The following is a 13,742-nucleotide window of genomic DNA, read 5'->3' as shown; positions in this document are numbered from 1 at the left end:
GAAGAGGGCAGGAAGCAGAGATTTAGATGCGGCGTAGATCGGGAGGCTCGGCGCCGGCCCAGGCGGCCTGGAAGCGCTCCCTCGCCTGATCGGCGGCCGCCTGGTCACCAGTGGCTCGATAGGCCTGCGCCAGGGCTTCCAGCGCGTAGGCGTTGTTCGGCGCGTCCTCCAGGGCGGTCTCCAGCATGTCGATCGCCTCCTTGGGACGGCCGGCCTCAAGCAGGGCTGCGCCCAGGGACTGCCGCACCGGATAGTACCAGTAGGGCGGCTCCATGTAGGGCAGCCCGTCCTGGAGTGCCGCCGCCTGCTCGAACAGGGACACCGCATCCTCGGGGCGGCCTTCGGCGCGGGCGATCCGGCCCTCGAGCACCAGCCGGGCGATCGCCAGCACGTCGCCGGCCGGGACCCTCTGCTCCTCGATCGCCGACAGGTCCTCGCTCTGGCCGATCCCGACCAGGGCCTGGACCTCCTGCCGGGCCCGGTCCAGATCGCCCTTGCGCACGGCGGCAGCACCGCGGGCGAAGTGCCAGGAGGCATCCACCCAGGGCAGGTCGCCGCTCGGGCGCGGCAGCGCCAGCACCTGGTCGGGCTCGCCGAAATCGGCATGGGCGAAATAGGGCGCCTGCTTGATCGCCTGGACCACGCCGAACTGCCGGGCCAGCTCGTCGGACAGGACGCCGGTCAGCTTCTGCGATGCCGACAGGGCGGTCGGCCCGTCGCCGGCGCGGGCCGCCGACACCAGCACGAAGTGCACGTTGTGCGGGTAGTAGACGTAGCGGTACATGCCCTCCGAGGGCGCCTTGGCGAACAGCGCCTCGTCCACGCCTACCGCCGCCTTGTTCGTTTCCAGCGAATCCAGGTAGCGGCCGATCCTGTAGTAGATGTGGGCCGGCATGTGCACGAGGTGGCCGGCCTCCGGCGCCAGCGCCGCCAGACGGTCGGCATAGGGTTCGGCCCGCTCCGGATCGGTCGAGGCCTCCACGGTGTGGATGTAGAGATGGATCGCCGCCACATGGGTGGGGTTGCGCGCCAGCACCCGCTCCAGCGCGGCCACCTGGTCCGCCGTCCGGCCCTTGGGGGTCGCCTTGTCGGCTTCCCAGTAGTCCCAGGGCTGCAGGTTCATCAGCGCGTCGGCGTACAGCACCTGGACTTCGTCGTTGTCCGGGAAGCGCTGGGCGAGTTCGGCCATCGCGTCGGCATAGGCCATGTCCAGCGGGGCGCGGTCCGCGGCCGGATCAGCCCCGTAGCGGGTGGTCAGCGCCTCGATCAGCCCGCGCTCCAGCTCGCCGGCCCGATCCGCCAGCAGCTTGGCCTGCGCCAGCGCGGCGAAGGCGGGCGCCACCGCCTCCGGCGGCATCGGCGCGTTGATGTTCGGTCCCCAGGCGAACGCCTCGCCCCAGTAGCACAAGGCGCAGGTCGGATCGGCCTTCTGGGCTGCCTGGAAGGCCAGGATGGCGTCGCCATGGTCGAAGCCCCAGCTCAGGCGCAGGCCCTGGTCGAACCAGCGCTGCGCTTCCGCACTGTCGGAGGGGAGCTCGATGGTCGAGTTGCCGAACTCCGGCTCCAGCAGGGCGGATCCGGCCGCCGGGATCTGCGCAGCCTCGGTGGCCGCCTGCAGCAGGCCGTAGCCGGGCTTGAACGCCTCGGTCCGGAACGAGGGCAGCGCCATGGCCGCCCCGCCGGCCGCGTCCTGCCGGACCGGCCCGCCCAGGCAGAGCCCGCCGGACAGCCCCGGCAGAGGCTGCCACGCCTGCGGCGCGGCATCCACGCCCGGCGAACCCAGAACAAAAGCGGCGGATGAGAGAAGCAGCGACGCGCCGAAAAGTCGGATGATCGAGCGACTGCGGTGCATGTTCGCCTCCGATACCACATCCCGACGATGCGGACTTCGGCAGACTATCAGAGAATTTGGCGGAATTCTCCCGCAAGCAGCGGCGCGTCAGTCCAGCAGTTCGGCTCCGAACCGCCGGGCGATCTCCGGCAGTGCCTCGAAATCCGGCAGCCCCTCGCCCTCGTCCGGGATGCGCCGTTCCGGCGCCGGCTCGCTGGTGGCGCGGATGAACTCCTCGAACCCGCCGGGCGTCAGCAAAAACAGCATCCGCGCCGGGCCGCGGCGGACGCTGTAGCGGTGCGGGATCCCGCGCGGACCGAACAGGACGGTGCCGGGCTGCCCCTGGATCACCTCGCCGCCGACTTCGAACTCGATCTCGCCCTCCAGCACGATGAAGGTCTCGTCCTCGCGGTGGTGGACGTGCAGGGGCGTGTCGCCCTCGTTCTCGCGCACCTCGACCAGGCAGAACGCGCCGTTGGTGTCCTGGCTGGTCGCCTTGATCAGCGCCAGCGACCCAAGCCACCAGCGGGCCTCGCCCTCGTCGCCCTGGCGGGCGAAAGGCTGGAGGGAGGCGGCGCCTGCGCCGAGCTGCGGTTCCATGTCCTGTCCCCATGGAGGCTGCCGACCGACTTCCGGGGCAACGCCCTGCCGAACCGTACCGGAAAATGCGGTGGTGATCCACGAGAGAAGCGGCAATCAAGACAGGAAGCAAACGAGGAGAAACACCAAGGATCGACTGCCGCTAGTCTTGGCGGCCAAAGACGATACCTTGATGCTGCTCCAGTCGGACAGCAACGGTTTCCCGCCGGGCGACCAGGTCGGCAGCGGCCGGGCGGAGCGGGGTACGGAGGCCGACCCGAACGCCGACGGGGATCCCTCACCCGGGGCCCTTGCTCCGGCGTTCCAGGCGTCGGCGCAGGCTGTATGATCGGGGCAGCCGAAAAGGAAGGGACGCCAAACGTGCCGTTGGGAATCGAGACCGAGCTTGGCGGCGCCCGCCGCTTCGTGGACGAGGTGCTGCTGCCGCTGGAGGCGGATCCGGGCTCGTTCGGTCGGGGCGAGCACATCCGCGAGGACCTCCTGCAGGAGGTGCGCGACCAGGCGAAGGCGCGCGGGCTGTGGGCGCCGCAGGTGGCGCGGGAGCATGGCGGCCTGGGGTTCTCCACCGTGCAGATGGCGGCGTTCTACGAGGAGCTCGGTCGCTCGCGCTTCGGGCCGGTCGCCTGCAACTGCGCCGCCCCGGACGACGGCAACATGGTGGTCCTGCAGAAGGTGGCGACCCCGGAGCAGCAGGAGCGCTGGCTCCTGCCGATCGTCCGGGGCGAGGTGCGCTCGGCGATCGTGATGACCGAGCCGGCGCCGGGCTCGGGCTCGGACCCGGCCGGGATGATGCGCACGACGGCGGAGAAGAAGGGCGACCGCTGGGTGGTGAACGGCCATAAATGGTACATCACCGGCGCCGAGGGTGCGGCGCATTTCCTCTTGCTGGCGCGCACCAGCGACGACCCGCGCCGCGGCCTCACCTGCTTTCTGTTCCATGCCGACCAGCCCGGCTGGCGGATCCTCCGGCGCATCCCGATCATGGGGCCGGAGGAACATGGCGGCCATTGCGAGCTGATGTTCGAGGGGCTGGAGATCCCGGAGGAGAACGTGCTGCTGGGCGAGGGCCTGGGCATGAAGGTCACCCAGATCCGGCTGGCCACGGCCAGGCTCACCCATTGCATGCGCTGGCTGGGCATGGCCAGGCGGGCGCTGGAGATCGCCCTGCCCTACGTGCGCGAGCGGCGGGCGTTCGGGCAGCTCCTGGTCGACAAGGAATCGATCCAGATGGCGCTGGGGCGGGTGGTGATGGCGATCGACACCGGCCGCCTGCTGACCATGCGCGCGGCGGAAGCGCTCGACCGGGGCGAGAAGGCCCAGGCCGAGGTGTCGATGGCCAAGATCCAGGTCGCCGACGCGCTGCACCTGGCGGTGGACACGGCGATCCAGCTCCTGGGGGCGAAGGGCTACTCGACCGACACGCCGCTCGAGTGGATGTACCGCTACGCCCGCCAGGCGCGGCTGGTGGACGGCGCCTCGGAGGTCCACCAGACGATCGTGGCGCGCCGCTACCTGGCGGAGGAGGACGGGTTCTTCCGCCGCTGACCCGTCAGGTCCGGGGGGCCGGGACCGCCCTGCCTGTCCGGGCCAGCGTCCACTCGCGCTGCCACACATAGATCCCCGAGCCGATCAGGATCGCGGCGCCCGCCCAGGTGAAGCCGTCCGGCCAGCGGTCATAGACCAGCCAGCCCAGGAACACCGCGACCATCAGCTGGGTATAGGTGAACGGTGCGATCACCGGGGCCGGGGCGTGCTTGTGCGCCATGATGATCAGCAAATGGCCGATCCCGCCCCAAAAGCCGATCGCGATCATCAGCACCAGGTTCCAGCCGCCCGGCATCTCGAACACGAACGGCATGAACGGCAGGCTGGCCAGCGCCCCCACCACCGCGGTGAAGAAGAAGCTCACCTCGTGGTGGTCGATCCGCGAGGTGATCCGGGTGAGCACCAGGTAGAAGGCCGAGATCGCCGCAGACGCCAGCATCACCAGCGCCATCGGGTCGAACTCGGCGATGCCCGGGCGCAGCACCAGCAGCACGCCGGCAAAGCCGATGCCGAGTGCGGTCAGCCGGCGCCAGCCGACCCGCTCGCCCAGGACCGGGATCGCGAACAGGGTGACGAACAAGGGTGCGGTCATCGCGATGGTGGCCGCGGTCGCAAGCGGCAGGTATTTCAGCGCGGTGACGGCGCACAGCGTGGCGCAGGCGATCAGGGCGGAGCGGGCGAACTGCAGCTTCGGGCGCAAGGAGCGCCAGGGCAGCGGCCCGCGATGCAGGAACGGGGCGATCGTCGCCAGCAGGAGATGGCCGGTATAGCGCGCCCACACGATCTGGACCGGCGAGAAGCCCGCCTCGCCCAATACCTTGGCAATGGTGTCCTGGACGGCGAACATCGAGCAGCCTGCCATCAGCAGCAGGACCGCCAGAGGTGTTCCGCGGATCGGCAACCTGATGTTCCTTCCGGGTCGAGCGGACGGATCACCCCTCTTGGGGCGCCGCCACAAACCGCTATCATCCGGCGGCACGAAGGCGAAGGGGAGGAAACGATGGGCGCCCATGCGCCGAAGCTGCGCTTCTGTCTGATCGGCGCCGGGCGGATCGGCCGGCTCCATGCCGCGAATCTCGTCGACCACCCGCGGGCGCGGCTGGCCTCGGTGGTGGACCAGGACGGCAATGCCGCGGCCGACCTGGCCGAGGCGCACCAGGCGACCGCCTCGACCGCCCCGCTCGACGCGCTGGCGGCCAATGCCATCGACGCGGTGATCGTGGCCTCGCCCTCCTCCTCGCACTTCCTCTACGTCCACGAGGCGCTGGAGGCCGGCAAGCCGGTGCTGTGCGAGAAGCCGCTGGCCTCCGACCCGGAGGATGCCCGGACCCTGGCGGCGCTCTCCCGCGACAGCGGCATCGCCATGATGACCGGCTTCAACCGCCGGTTCGACGCCAACCACGCCCGCCTGCAGGAGCGCCTGGCCCGCGGCGAGATCGGCAGCCCGCATTTGGTCTGCATCACCAGCCGGGACCCCGAGCCGCCGCGCTATGAGTACCTGGCCAATGAGAAGGGTGCCTTGTTCACCGAGACCATGGTGCACGACCTGGACATGGCCCGATGGCTTTTGGGCGAGGAACCGGTCCGGGTGGCGGCGTTCGCCTCCAACCTGGTGGAGCCGCGCTTTGCCGAGCTTGGCGAGGTCGACACCGCGGTCGCGATCCTGACCACCGCCAGCGGCCGGATGGCCCGGATCGACAACAGCTGGGGCTCCGCCTACGGCTACGACCAGCGCATCGAGGTGTTCGGCCAGGGCGGGATGCTGCAGTCGGGCAACGTGCAGCGCACCACCGTGGAACTGCACGACCAGCGCGGCCCGCAGCGCGACCCGGTGCCCTACTTCTTCCTGGACCGCTACCGGGAGTCCTACCGGACGGAGCTGGACAGCTTCATCGCCGCGGTCCTGGACAGGCAGCCGGTGCCGGTGAGCGGGCTGGACGGCTGGCGCGCGACGCTTCTCGCCGGCTGCGTCATGGAGGCGGCGAAGAGCGGGCGGATCGTCGAGGTGCCGCCGCCCGACTGACAGGCGGCGGCTGGTCCGATCGCTACTCGAAGATCGCCTTCACCTTATCGGCCACCGCCATGCCGATCTTGCGCTGCGCCTCCTTGGTGAAATGGATGCCGTCGACGCCGTCGGTGGGGGTGACCTGGCCGATGTCGAGGAACTCGGCGCCGCCGGCGCGGGCGACCGGCTCGTACAACTCGCCCAAGCGCCGGGACTTCTCCGGGCCACCGGCGAACAGGTCCTGGAACGCCTGCGGGGAAAGCTCCCCCAACGGCGGCGGGGCCAGCACCAGCACCTTCGGCGCCGGATAGCTGGTGCCGACGCCGCCGCCAGTGTCCTGGACGATGTCGACCAGTTTGCCCATGCCCAGCGCGATGCGGTAGGGCGAGCGGTCGTACATCGCCTTCAGGTCGTTGGTGCCGAGCATGATCACCACCAGGTCGAGCGGCAGGTGGCTGGCGATCGCCGGCGACAGATAGTCGGCGCCGACCAGGGCGGCGCCGGTGACGTTCGGCACCGTCGGGTCGGCCAGGTCGGTGGTCCGGCCGCTCAGCGCCTCCACGACAACCTCGTAGCCTTCGCCCAGTTGTTCTTGGAGGACGCCCGGCCAGCGCTCGTCCTGGGCGTAGCGGGTGCTGGGGAACCCTTCGGTGATGGGTATCCAGCCCCAGCTGTTTGAATCGCCAAAGACCATGACGCGCTTGGCATCCGCCGCGGCAGCGCTGCCTGCCGCCAGCATCGCCCCCAAAGCCAGGACGGCCAACGACTTCAGGAGAACACGCCTTTTCATGAGCCCAATCCCCGATTTTCTGGCGCGCAACTGTTGGCGCGCTTCTGGTCGCATGATCTCTTTATCAAGTGGGTGCGGCTGGTCCCAGCGGGAACATGGACGCACCTGTACGGCGCAGGCGGCGTCGACCGTGCACCAAGTTGGACCGCCCGGATCGGGAGCAGGCTTCAACTGCCGAGCAGTGTCCCTGCCGTCGAAGATTGACCGGAGCGCAGCGGGCGTTCTTGCCGGCCGCAGATCTCCTCACTAGCATTAATGCCAATTCATAAAACAACGGCAGCCCGTTCAGCGTCCCCCAGTCTCTTGTGACGAGGATCGCATGGCGACGTTCACTGGCACGAACGATCCGGACCGGCTGTCCGGCAGCATCACAGCGGATGTCATGACCGGCCTGGCCGGGGATGACTGGGTGAATGGCATCGACGGCGACGACCGCATCGATGGCGGCGATGGGCAGGACGTGCTCTCCGGGGATGCGGGAGACGACTACATCCTGGGCGGGCGGGACAACGACCTGCTGGAGGGCTGGGACGGGAACGACCTGCTGCATGGCGGGGGCGGCCGCGACCAGCTGCAGGGCGGGGAAGGCAACGACCAGATCTTCGGCGCGGACGGGCGCGACACGCTGGCGGGGCAGGTTGGCGACGACGACCTTTCGGGCGGGGGCGGCGACGATTTCCTGAGCGGCGGTGCCGGCAACGACCGCTTGAGCGGCGGAGGCGGCCGCGACGTGTTCTCGTTCAACGTCACGCCCGGCGCCGAGTACGATTTCCAGGAATCCGAGATCGGCCAGGACATCGCGGCGGACTTCGTGCGCGGCCAGGACATCATCCACATGGCGCGGACGATCGACACCGAATCGGGTCCGTTCACCAGCTGGAAGACGTTCGCCGACCTCGACACGAACGGCAACGGGGTGCTCGACGAGGGCGACGCGTTCATCGCGATCCGGGACGTCACGCTGGACGGGGTCACCCAGGCCTCGACCGTGATCGACATGGCAGGGGTGTGGGAACTGGGCGAGCGGGGCAGCCAGACGGTCACGGTGTTCGGCGTGACCGACCTGGGCGCGGGCGACATCCGCGACTTCGACAAGTTCCCGTCGCGGGGCATCCATCTCAATGGCGGGCCGGGGGCGGACGTGCTGGTGGGCACGCCGCGGGACGATTACATCCGCGGCTCGACCATGGTCGGGGGCGACCGCGGAGACATCCTGCGCGGCTTAGGCGGCGACGACAGCCTGAACGGCGGCCTGGGCAGCGACCGGCTGGAGGGCGGCGACGGGCTCGACGACCTGCTCGGCGGCGAAGGCGACGACCAGCTGTTCGGCGGAGCCGGCGACGACCGCCTGTGGGGCGAGCCCCTGCCCGCCGCGATCGAGACGCTCACCGAAAGCATGAACGACTACCTGAACGGCGGCGCCGGCGACGACCGGCTCTACGGCAGCTTCGGCCGGGACGTGCTCACCGGCGGCCAGGGCCGCGATGTGTTCGGCGTGGAAGCGGTCGGTCGGCGCTTCACCGACGGCAGCAGGCCCGAGATGAGCGTGCTGGTAACCGACTTCGTGCGCGGCGAGGACGTGCTCGACGACGAGACGATCTCGTTCAACAGGTACGACTTCAACGGCGACGGCCAGATCCGGGGCAGCGACGCCTACGTGACCCTGCAGCAGGTCACCTACAACGACGAGACGAAGCTCTCGCTGGTGATCAGCCTGCGCGCCGACGACGCCACGGCGGCGAGCGGCAAGCTCACCCTGTTCGGGGTGACCGGGCTGGATGCCACGGACTTCCTGGGCAGGACGCTGGTCGACGCCTGAAGAGCACGCAAAGGCCCCCGCCGGCAGCCGGCGGGGGCCCGTTCGATCAGCGCACCTAGCCAGTTCAGAGCACGGTGGCGCGCTCGCCGGTGGCGCTGCCCGGCTGGACGCGCAGGTTGTTCTGGACGTGCTTCACGCCCGAGATGCCGTCCACGATGTCCTCGGCGCGGCGCTTGTCGCTGCGGCTGTTCACCGTGCCGTCGAGCGTGACCTCGCCGGCGCTGACTCGCACCGTGATCGACGAGGCATCGAGATAGGGATCGTCGGTCAGGCGGTCGTGGGCGTCCTCGTTGATGCGGTCGTCGGAGCGGGTGTAGCCGCTCGGGCCCTTGCCGCGGTGATGGTCGGCGCCCTGGTCGCCCTGCCGGGCGTCCTCGCGACGGCGGCGCTCGGCGTCGTCGCTGCCGAACCAGGTGGCGACCTCGTCGCCGGCCCGCTCGAAGAAGCTGCGGTCGCCGCGATAATGCTCGCCCTGGTCCTGGCCGTAGCCGCGGCCTCCACGGTAGCCCTCGGTGCCATAGCCGCCCATCGCGCCGAACATCGGCCCGCCCGGCGCGGGGCCGCCGAACATCGGCCCGTAGCCGCGCCGGCCGCCGCCGCGCTCCTCGCTCGGATAGTCGCGGCCAGGGCCGTAGTCGCCGCCGCGGTCATAGCCGCCGCGCAGGCGCGGGTCGTCGTCGTCACGGAAGTCCGGGCGGCCTCGATAGTCGCGCTGGCGGTAGCTCTCGCGGTCATCCTGCCAGCGACGGTAGCGATCCTCGTCTGCCATGATGTGCCTCCTCCTTCAGGGCCTGGGTGTGGCCCTGCTGGCATTTGCCTGATCAAAGCGTGGGGGAGGTCCTGGTTCCGACGTGCGGCCGGCCGGTCAGCGCACCGCGAAATGGTCCAGGGCGGCGCGGTCCACCTCGATGCCCAGGCCCGGCCCCTGCGGAACCGACACGACGCCGCGCTGGTGCCGGATCGGGTCGACCAGGAGCGCGTCGCGCACCGGGTGCTGGGTCTGGTCGAGTTCCAGCATCGGCTCGACCGGGCGCAGCGCCGAGGGGGTCGCCGGCAGGACCGCCAGGAGCTGCAGGGCGGCGGCGGTGGCGATGCCGGTGCCCCAGACATGCGGCACGTAGCGCACGCCGAACGCGATCGACATGTCGGCGATCTTCTTGGCCTCGCTGAGGCCGCCGGCGGCGCAGGTATCGGGCTGGAGGATGTCGATCGAGCCGGAGGTCAGCACCTCGCGAAAGCCGTAGCGGGTGAACTCGCACTCGCCGCCGGCCACCGGGATGGAGGTTGCCGCCCTGACCGCGCGGTAGCCGGCCAGGTCTTCCGGCGGCACCGGCTCCTCGAACCAGCCGATGTCGAGATGCTCGACCTTGCGGGCGAGCCGGATGGCGGAGATCGAGTCATAGGCATGGTTGGCGTCGATCATCAGGCCGGCCTTGGGCCCGATCGCCTCGCGCAGCGCCGCGGTGACCGCGGCGTCCTCCTCGACGCCGAAGCCGACCTTCAGCTTGACCGCCCCGAACCCGGCCTCGACATAAGCTGACGCTTCCTCCGCCAGATAGGCAATCGGGTCGCCCTCGTCCCGGCGATAGAGGCCGGTGGCATAGGCCCGCACCTCGCTGCGCAGCGGCCCGCCCATCAGCCGGTGGATCGGCAGGCCGAGCTTCTTGCCCTTCAGGTCCCAAAGCGCGATGTCGACGCCGCTCAGGCCCTGGATGACGACGCCCTTCTGCCCATGATCGCGGAACCGGGCGTAGATCTCCTGCCACAGCCAGTCGGTGCGCAGCGGATCCTCGCCCAGGAGCTGCGGGCGGAACGCCTCGACGGCGGCCGCGGTCAGGGAAGCCGGGCCATAGCATTCGCCCCAGCCGGTCAGGCCCTCGTCGGTCACGATCTCGACGATCATGGCGGCACGGGTGCCGTAGCGGGCACGCGCGTAGGAGAAGGGCTCCGACAGCGGCGCCTCGAGCCGGTGGGCCCGGACTTCGGTGATCTTCATGGTCTCCCGACCTCTGGTTGGCTGCGGGCAGGTTCTTGCCCGGAATCCGAGGGCGCCACAGCCCCTTGCGACGGCTGCGGGGAATTTTCGGCCGGCAAAGGATCGCGGGCGGCACCCCTGCCCCTTTGGAAGCGCGGCCAGCCGTTGCGTTCCGGCCAAGGACGCGGCACCTCTGGCGGTCGCAAGTTGTGGGCGCGAGCGCGATCGAGGAAACCCGGAAATGAATGGCATGCTTACGCTGGACGAGCTGGAGAAGCTGATCGCGTCCGGCGAGATCGACACGGTGGTGGTCGCGTTCACCGACATGCAGGGCCGGCTGATCGGCAAGCGTTCCACGGGCCGGTTCTTCCTGGATAGCGTCGTCAAGGAATGGCACGCCTGCGACTATCTCCTGGCGGTCGACATGGAGATGGAGCCGGTCCCGGGCTTCAAGGCGGCCTCCTGGGACAAGGGCTATGGCGACTTCGTAATCAAGCCGGACCTCGGCACCCTGCGGCGGATCCCGTGGCTGGAGGGCACCGCGCTGTGCCTGGGCGACGTGGTCGACCATCACGGCGAGGACCTGCCGCACAGCCCGCGCGCGATCCTGAAGAAGCAGCTGGCGCGCCTGGCCAAGCGCGGCATGACCGCCAAGATGGCGTCGGAGCTGGAATTCTACGTCTTCGACGACGACTACCGGACCGCGCGCGACAAGCGCTACCACGATGTCCGGACCGCCGGCTGGTACATCGAGGACTACCACGTCTTCGAGACCACCAAGCGCGAGAAGCTCCTGCGCGCGATCCGCAACGGGATCGACAACGCCGGCATCCCCGTCCAGGAGAGCAAGGGCGAGTGGGGACCGGGCCAGGAGGAGCTGAACCTGGTCTATGCCGAGGCGCTGGAGATGGCCGACCGCCACGTCATCTTCAAGAACGGCGCCAAGGAGATCGCCTGGCAGCACGGCCAGTCGCTCACCTTCATGGCCAAGTGGAAGCAGGACCTGGCCGGCAGTTCCTGCCACATCCACGCCTCCCTCTGGGACAAGGAGGCCGACAAGCCGCTGTTCGCCGACAAGGGCGGCAAGAACGGCTTTTCCAGGCTGTTCCAGAACTACCTGGCCGGCTACCTGGCGGCCGGCGGCGACGCCACCTTGCTGTTCGCCCCCAACATCAACAGCTACAAGCGCTTCGTGGCCGGCAGCTTCGCGCCGACCAACCTGGTCTGGAGCCAGGACAACCGCACCGCGGGCTTCCGGGTGCTGGGCGGCGGGGCGGCGCTGCGGGCGGAGTGCCGGGTGCCGGGCGCCGACGTGAACCCCTATCTCGCCTATGCCGGCCTGCTGGCGGCCGGGCTGCACGGGATCGAGAACGAGCTGGAGCTCCCCGAGGCCTTCTCCGGCGACGCCTATGGGTCCGCCGAGATCCCAGCGGTGCCAAGGACGCTCCATGCCGCCTGCGACCGGTTCGACCGCTCGGAGGTGATGCGCGCGGCGCTGGGCGACGAGGTGGTCGACCATTATGTCCACGCGGCCCGCTGGGAGCAGGCGGAGCACGACCGGGCGGTCACCGACTGGGAACTGATCCGCTACTTCGAGCGCGGCTGACCCGCGCGGCAACGGCCGGACGCCGGCCGTTGCCAATTCCCCGGAAGCTCTCCAGATAGCTTCCGGGTCCAGGGAGATCGTCATGCTGATGCCAGCCCCCGATGAGGGCATCCTCGCGCGCCGCGCCGAGATCGTCGCGGCCATGCGCGCGATCCTGCCGGGCGAAGGGGTGATCGCCGACACGATCGGGCTGAAGCCCTACGAGTGCGACGGGCTGTCGGCCTACCGGGCGGTGCCGATCGCGGTGGTGCTGCCCAAGACCACCGCCGAAGTGGCGGAGATCCTGGCCTACTGCCATCGCGAGAAGGTCAAGGTGGTGCCGCGCGGGGCCGGGACCTCGCTGTCCGGCGGCTCCCTTCCGCTGGTCGACGGGATCGTGCTGGGGCTGGGCAAGTTCAACCGCATCCTGGACATCGACTTCGAGAACCGCACGGTCACCGCCCAGCCGGGCGTCACCAATCTCGGCATCACCAAGGCGGTGGAGCATGCCGGGTTCTACTACGCTCCCGACCCCTCCTCGCAGATCGCCTGCTCGATCGGCGGCAACATCGCCGAGAACTCGGGCGGGGTGCACTGCCTGAAATACGGGCTCACCACCAACAACGTGCTGGGCCTGGAGATGGTGCTGCCGAACGGCGAGATCGTGCGCCTGGGCGGCAAGCATCTCGATTCGGAAGGCTACGACCTGCTGGGCCTGATGACCGGCTCGGAGGGGCTGCTGGGCGTGGTCACCGAGGTGACGGTGCGCATCCTGCAAAAGCCGCCGACCGCGCGCGCGGTGCTGATGGGCTTTCCCAGCTCCGAGCAGGGCGGCGACACGGTGGCCTCCATCATCGCGGCCGGGATCATCCCGGGCGGGCTGGAGATGATGGACAGGCCGGCGATCCAGGCGGCCGAGGACTTCCTGCATGCCGGATATCCCCTGGACGTCGAGGCGCTGCTGATCTGCGAGCTGGACGGGCCAGAGGTCGAGGTCGACCACCTGATCGAGACGGTGGAAGGGATCGCCCGCCAGCATGGCGCCACCGAGCTGCGGGTCAGCCAGAGCGAGGAGGAGCGCCTCCTGTTCTGGGCCGGCCGCAAGGCGGCCTTCCCGGCGGTGGGCCGGATCTCCCCGGACTATTACTGCATGGACGGGACGATCCCGCGCGGGCGGCTGGCCGAGGTGCTGGCCGGGATGCAGCGGATGTCGAAGCAGTATGGCCTGCGCGTCGCCAACGTGTTCCATGCCGGCGATGGCAACCTGCACCCGCTGATCCTGTTCGACGCCAACAAGCCGGACGAGCTGGAGAAGGCCGAGGCGTTCGGCAGCGACATCCTCAAGCTGTGCGTCGAGGTCGGCGGGGTGCTGACCGGCGAGCACGGCGTGGGGGTGGAGAAGCGCGACCTGATGCCGACCATGTTCACCGAGGCGGACCTGAACCAGCAGATCCGGGTGAAGTGCGCGTTCGACCCGGCGCAGATCCTCAATCCCGGCAAGGTCTTCCCCAAGCTGCACCGCTGCGCCGAGATGGGCCGGCTGCACGTCTCCGGCGGGCGGATGCCGTTCGCCGACCTCCCCCGCTTCTAGA

Annotated in this window: 12 protein-coding genes; 6 read left to right on the top strand and 6 right to left on the bottom strand. The window is 69.7% G+C overall.

Features of this window, described 5'->3' with window-relative positions:
* Window positions 1-22: 22 nt before the first annotated feature.
* Both GEMRO_RS29055 and GEMRO_RS0110920 read right to left on the bottom strand, forming a co-directional pair.
* A complete protein-coding gene (locus tag GEMRO_RS29055) occupies window positions 23-1,852 on the bottom strand; it encodes a tetratricopeptide repeat protein (RefSeq protein ID WP_051328945.1) in 1,830 nt (609 codons plus the stop codon).
* A gap of 87 nt (window positions 1,853-1,939) precedes the next feature.
* The gene (locus tag GEMRO_RS0110920; RefSeq protein ID WP_027134009.1) at window positions 1,940-2,431 is read right to left on the bottom strand and encodes a quercetin 2,3-dioxygenase; all 492 of its coding nucleotides are present in this window, start codon (window positions 2,429-2,431) and stop codon (window positions 1,940-1,942) included.
* 172 nt (window positions 2,432-2,603) lie between these two features.
* On the opposite strand from GEMRO_RS0110920, the gene GEMRO_RS0110915 reads away from it, so the two are divergent.
* Window positions 2,604-2,759, top strand: coding sequence for a hypothetical protein (locus GEMRO_RS0110915; RefSeq protein WP_157505541.1), 156 nt, complete (start codon window positions 2,604-2,606; stop codon window positions 2,757-2,759).
* Window positions 2,756-3,976, top strand: a complete 1,221-nt coding sequence (locus tag GEMRO_RS0110910) for an acyl-CoA dehydrogenase family protein (RefSeq protein ID WP_084506819.1) — start codon at window positions 2,756-2,758, stop codon at window positions 3,974-3,976. Before GEMRO_RS0110915 ends, GEMRO_RS0110910 begins: the two co-directional genes overlap by 4 nt.
* Window positions 3,977-3,980: 4 nt before the next feature.
* On the opposite strand, the gene GEMRO_RS29050 is transcribed toward GEMRO_RS0110910, so the two are convergent.
* On the bottom strand, window positions 3,981-4,877 hold the full coding sequence (locus GEMRO_RS29050; RefSeq protein WP_051328943.1) for a DMT family transporter: 897 nt from the start codon (window positions 4,875-4,877) through the stop codon (window positions 3,981-3,983).
* 99 nt (window positions 4,878-4,976) lie between these two features.
* On the opposite strand from GEMRO_RS29050, the gene iolG reads away from it, so the two are divergent.
* Window positions 4,977-5,999 carry an inositol 2-dehydrogenase gene (iolG, locus tag GEMRO_RS0110900; protein WP_027134006.1) on the top strand — a complete coding sequence of 341 codons (1,023 nt, stop codon included), beginning with the start codon at window positions 4,977-4,979 and terminating at the stop codon, window positions 5,997-5,999.
* 22 nt (window positions 6,000-6,021) lie between these two features.
* Here iolG and GEMRO_RS0110895 read toward each other — a convergent pair whose 3' ends face one another.
* A complete protein-coding gene (locus GEMRO_RS0110895; protein WP_051328942.1) occupies window positions 6,022-6,720 on the bottom strand; it encodes an SGNH/GDSL hydrolase family protein in 699 nt (232 codons plus the stop codon).
* Between the two features lie 370 nt (window positions 6,721-7,090).
* On the opposite strand from GEMRO_RS0110895, the gene GEMRO_RS29045 reads away from it, so the two are divergent.
* Window positions 7,091-8,590, top strand: coding sequence for a calcium-binding protein (locus tag GEMRO_RS29045; RefSeq protein WP_051328941.1), 1,500 nt, complete (start codon window positions 7,091-7,093; stop codon window positions 8,588-8,590).
* A 64-nt stretch (window positions 8,591-8,654) separates the two neighbouring features.
* On the opposite strand, the gene GEMRO_RS0110885 is transcribed toward GEMRO_RS29045, so the two are convergent.
* A complete protein-coding gene (locus tag GEMRO_RS0110885; RefSeq protein WP_035485147.1) occupies window positions 8,655-9,359 on the bottom strand; it encodes a BON domain-containing protein in 705 nt (234 codons plus the stop codon).
* Between the two features lie 96 nt (window positions 9,360-9,455).
* Complete coding sequence (locus GEMRO_RS0110880; protein ID WP_027134003.1) at window positions 9,456-10,586, bottom strand: mandelate racemase/muconate lactonizing enzyme family protein; 1,131 nt, start codon at window positions 10,584-10,586, stop codon at window positions 9,456-9,458.
* A gap of 220 nt (window positions 10,587-10,806) precedes the next feature.
* Here GEMRO_RS0110880 and GEMRO_RS0110875 point away from each other — a divergent pair, with 220 nt between their 5' ends.
* Both GEMRO_RS0110875 and GEMRO_RS0110870 read left to right on the top strand, forming a co-directional pair.
* Window positions 10,807-12,171 carry a glutamine synthetase family protein gene (locus GEMRO_RS0110875; RefSeq protein WP_027134002.1) on the top strand — a complete coding sequence of 455 codons (1,365 nt, stop codon included), beginning with the start codon at window positions 10,807-10,809 and terminating at the stop codon, window positions 12,169-12,171.
* Window positions 12,172-12,253: 82 nt separating this feature from the next.
* A complete protein-coding gene (locus tag GEMRO_RS0110870; RefSeq protein ID WP_027134001.1) occupies window positions 12,254-13,741 on the top strand; it encodes an FAD-linked oxidase C-terminal domain-containing protein in 1,488 nt (495 codons plus the stop codon).
* The last annotated feature ends 1 nt before the right edge of the window (window position 13,742 follow it).

The sequence above is a fragment of the Geminicoccus roseus DSM 18922 genome, from assembly GCF_000427665.1.
Classification (GTDB): Bacteria; Pseudomonadota; Alphaproteobacteria; order Geminicoccales; family Geminicoccaceae; genus Geminicoccus; species Geminicoccus roseus.
Note: the sequence above shows the minus strand (reverse complement) of the source record. Positions and strands in the feature narration are given on the sequence as shown.

Coding starts and splice junctions, on each gene's coding strand:
- GEMRO_RS29055 (WP_051328945.1), bottom strand. CDS start 1,852: ATGCACCGCAGTCGCTCGATCATCCGACTTTTCGGCGCGTCGCTGCTT.
- GEMRO_RS0110920 (WP_027134009.1), bottom strand. CDS start 2,431: ATGGAACCGCAGCTCGGCGCAGGCGCCGCCTCCCTCCAGCCTTTCGCC.
- GEMRO_RS0110915 (WP_157505541.1), top strand. CDS start 2,604: ATGCTGCTCCAGTCGGACAGCAACGGTTTCCCGCCGGGCGACCAGGTC.
- GEMRO_RS0110910 (WP_084506819.1), top strand. CDS start 2,756: ATGATCGGGGCAGCCGAAAAGGAAGGGACGCCAAACGTGCCGTTGGGA.
- iolG (WP_027134006.1), top strand. CDS start 4,977: ATGGGCGCCCATGCGCCGAAGCTGCGCTTCTGTCTGATCGGCGCCGGG.
- GEMRO_RS0110895 (WP_051328942.1), bottom strand. CDS start 6,720: ATGCTGGCGGCAGGCAGCGCTGCCGCGGCGGATGCCAAGCGCGTCATG.
- GEMRO_RS29045 (WP_051328941.1), top strand. CDS start 7,091: ATGGCGACGTTCACTGGCACGAACGATCCGGACCGGCTGTCCGGCAGC.
- GEMRO_RS0110885 (WP_035485147.1), bottom strand. CDS start 9,359: ATGGCAGACGAGGATCGCTACCGTCGCTGGCAGGATGACCGCGAGAGC.
- GEMRO_RS0110880 (WP_027134003.1), bottom strand. CDS start 10,586: ATGAAGATCACCGAAGTCCGGGCCCACCGGCTCGAGGCGCCGCTGTCG.
- GEMRO_RS0110875 (WP_027134002.1), top strand. CDS start 10,807: ATGAATGGCATGCTTACGCTGGACGAGCTGGAGAAGCTGATCGCGTCC.
- GEMRO_RS0110870 (WP_027134001.1), top strand. CDS start 12,254: ATGCTGATGCCAGCCCCCGATGAGGGCATCCTCGCGCGCCGCGCCGAG.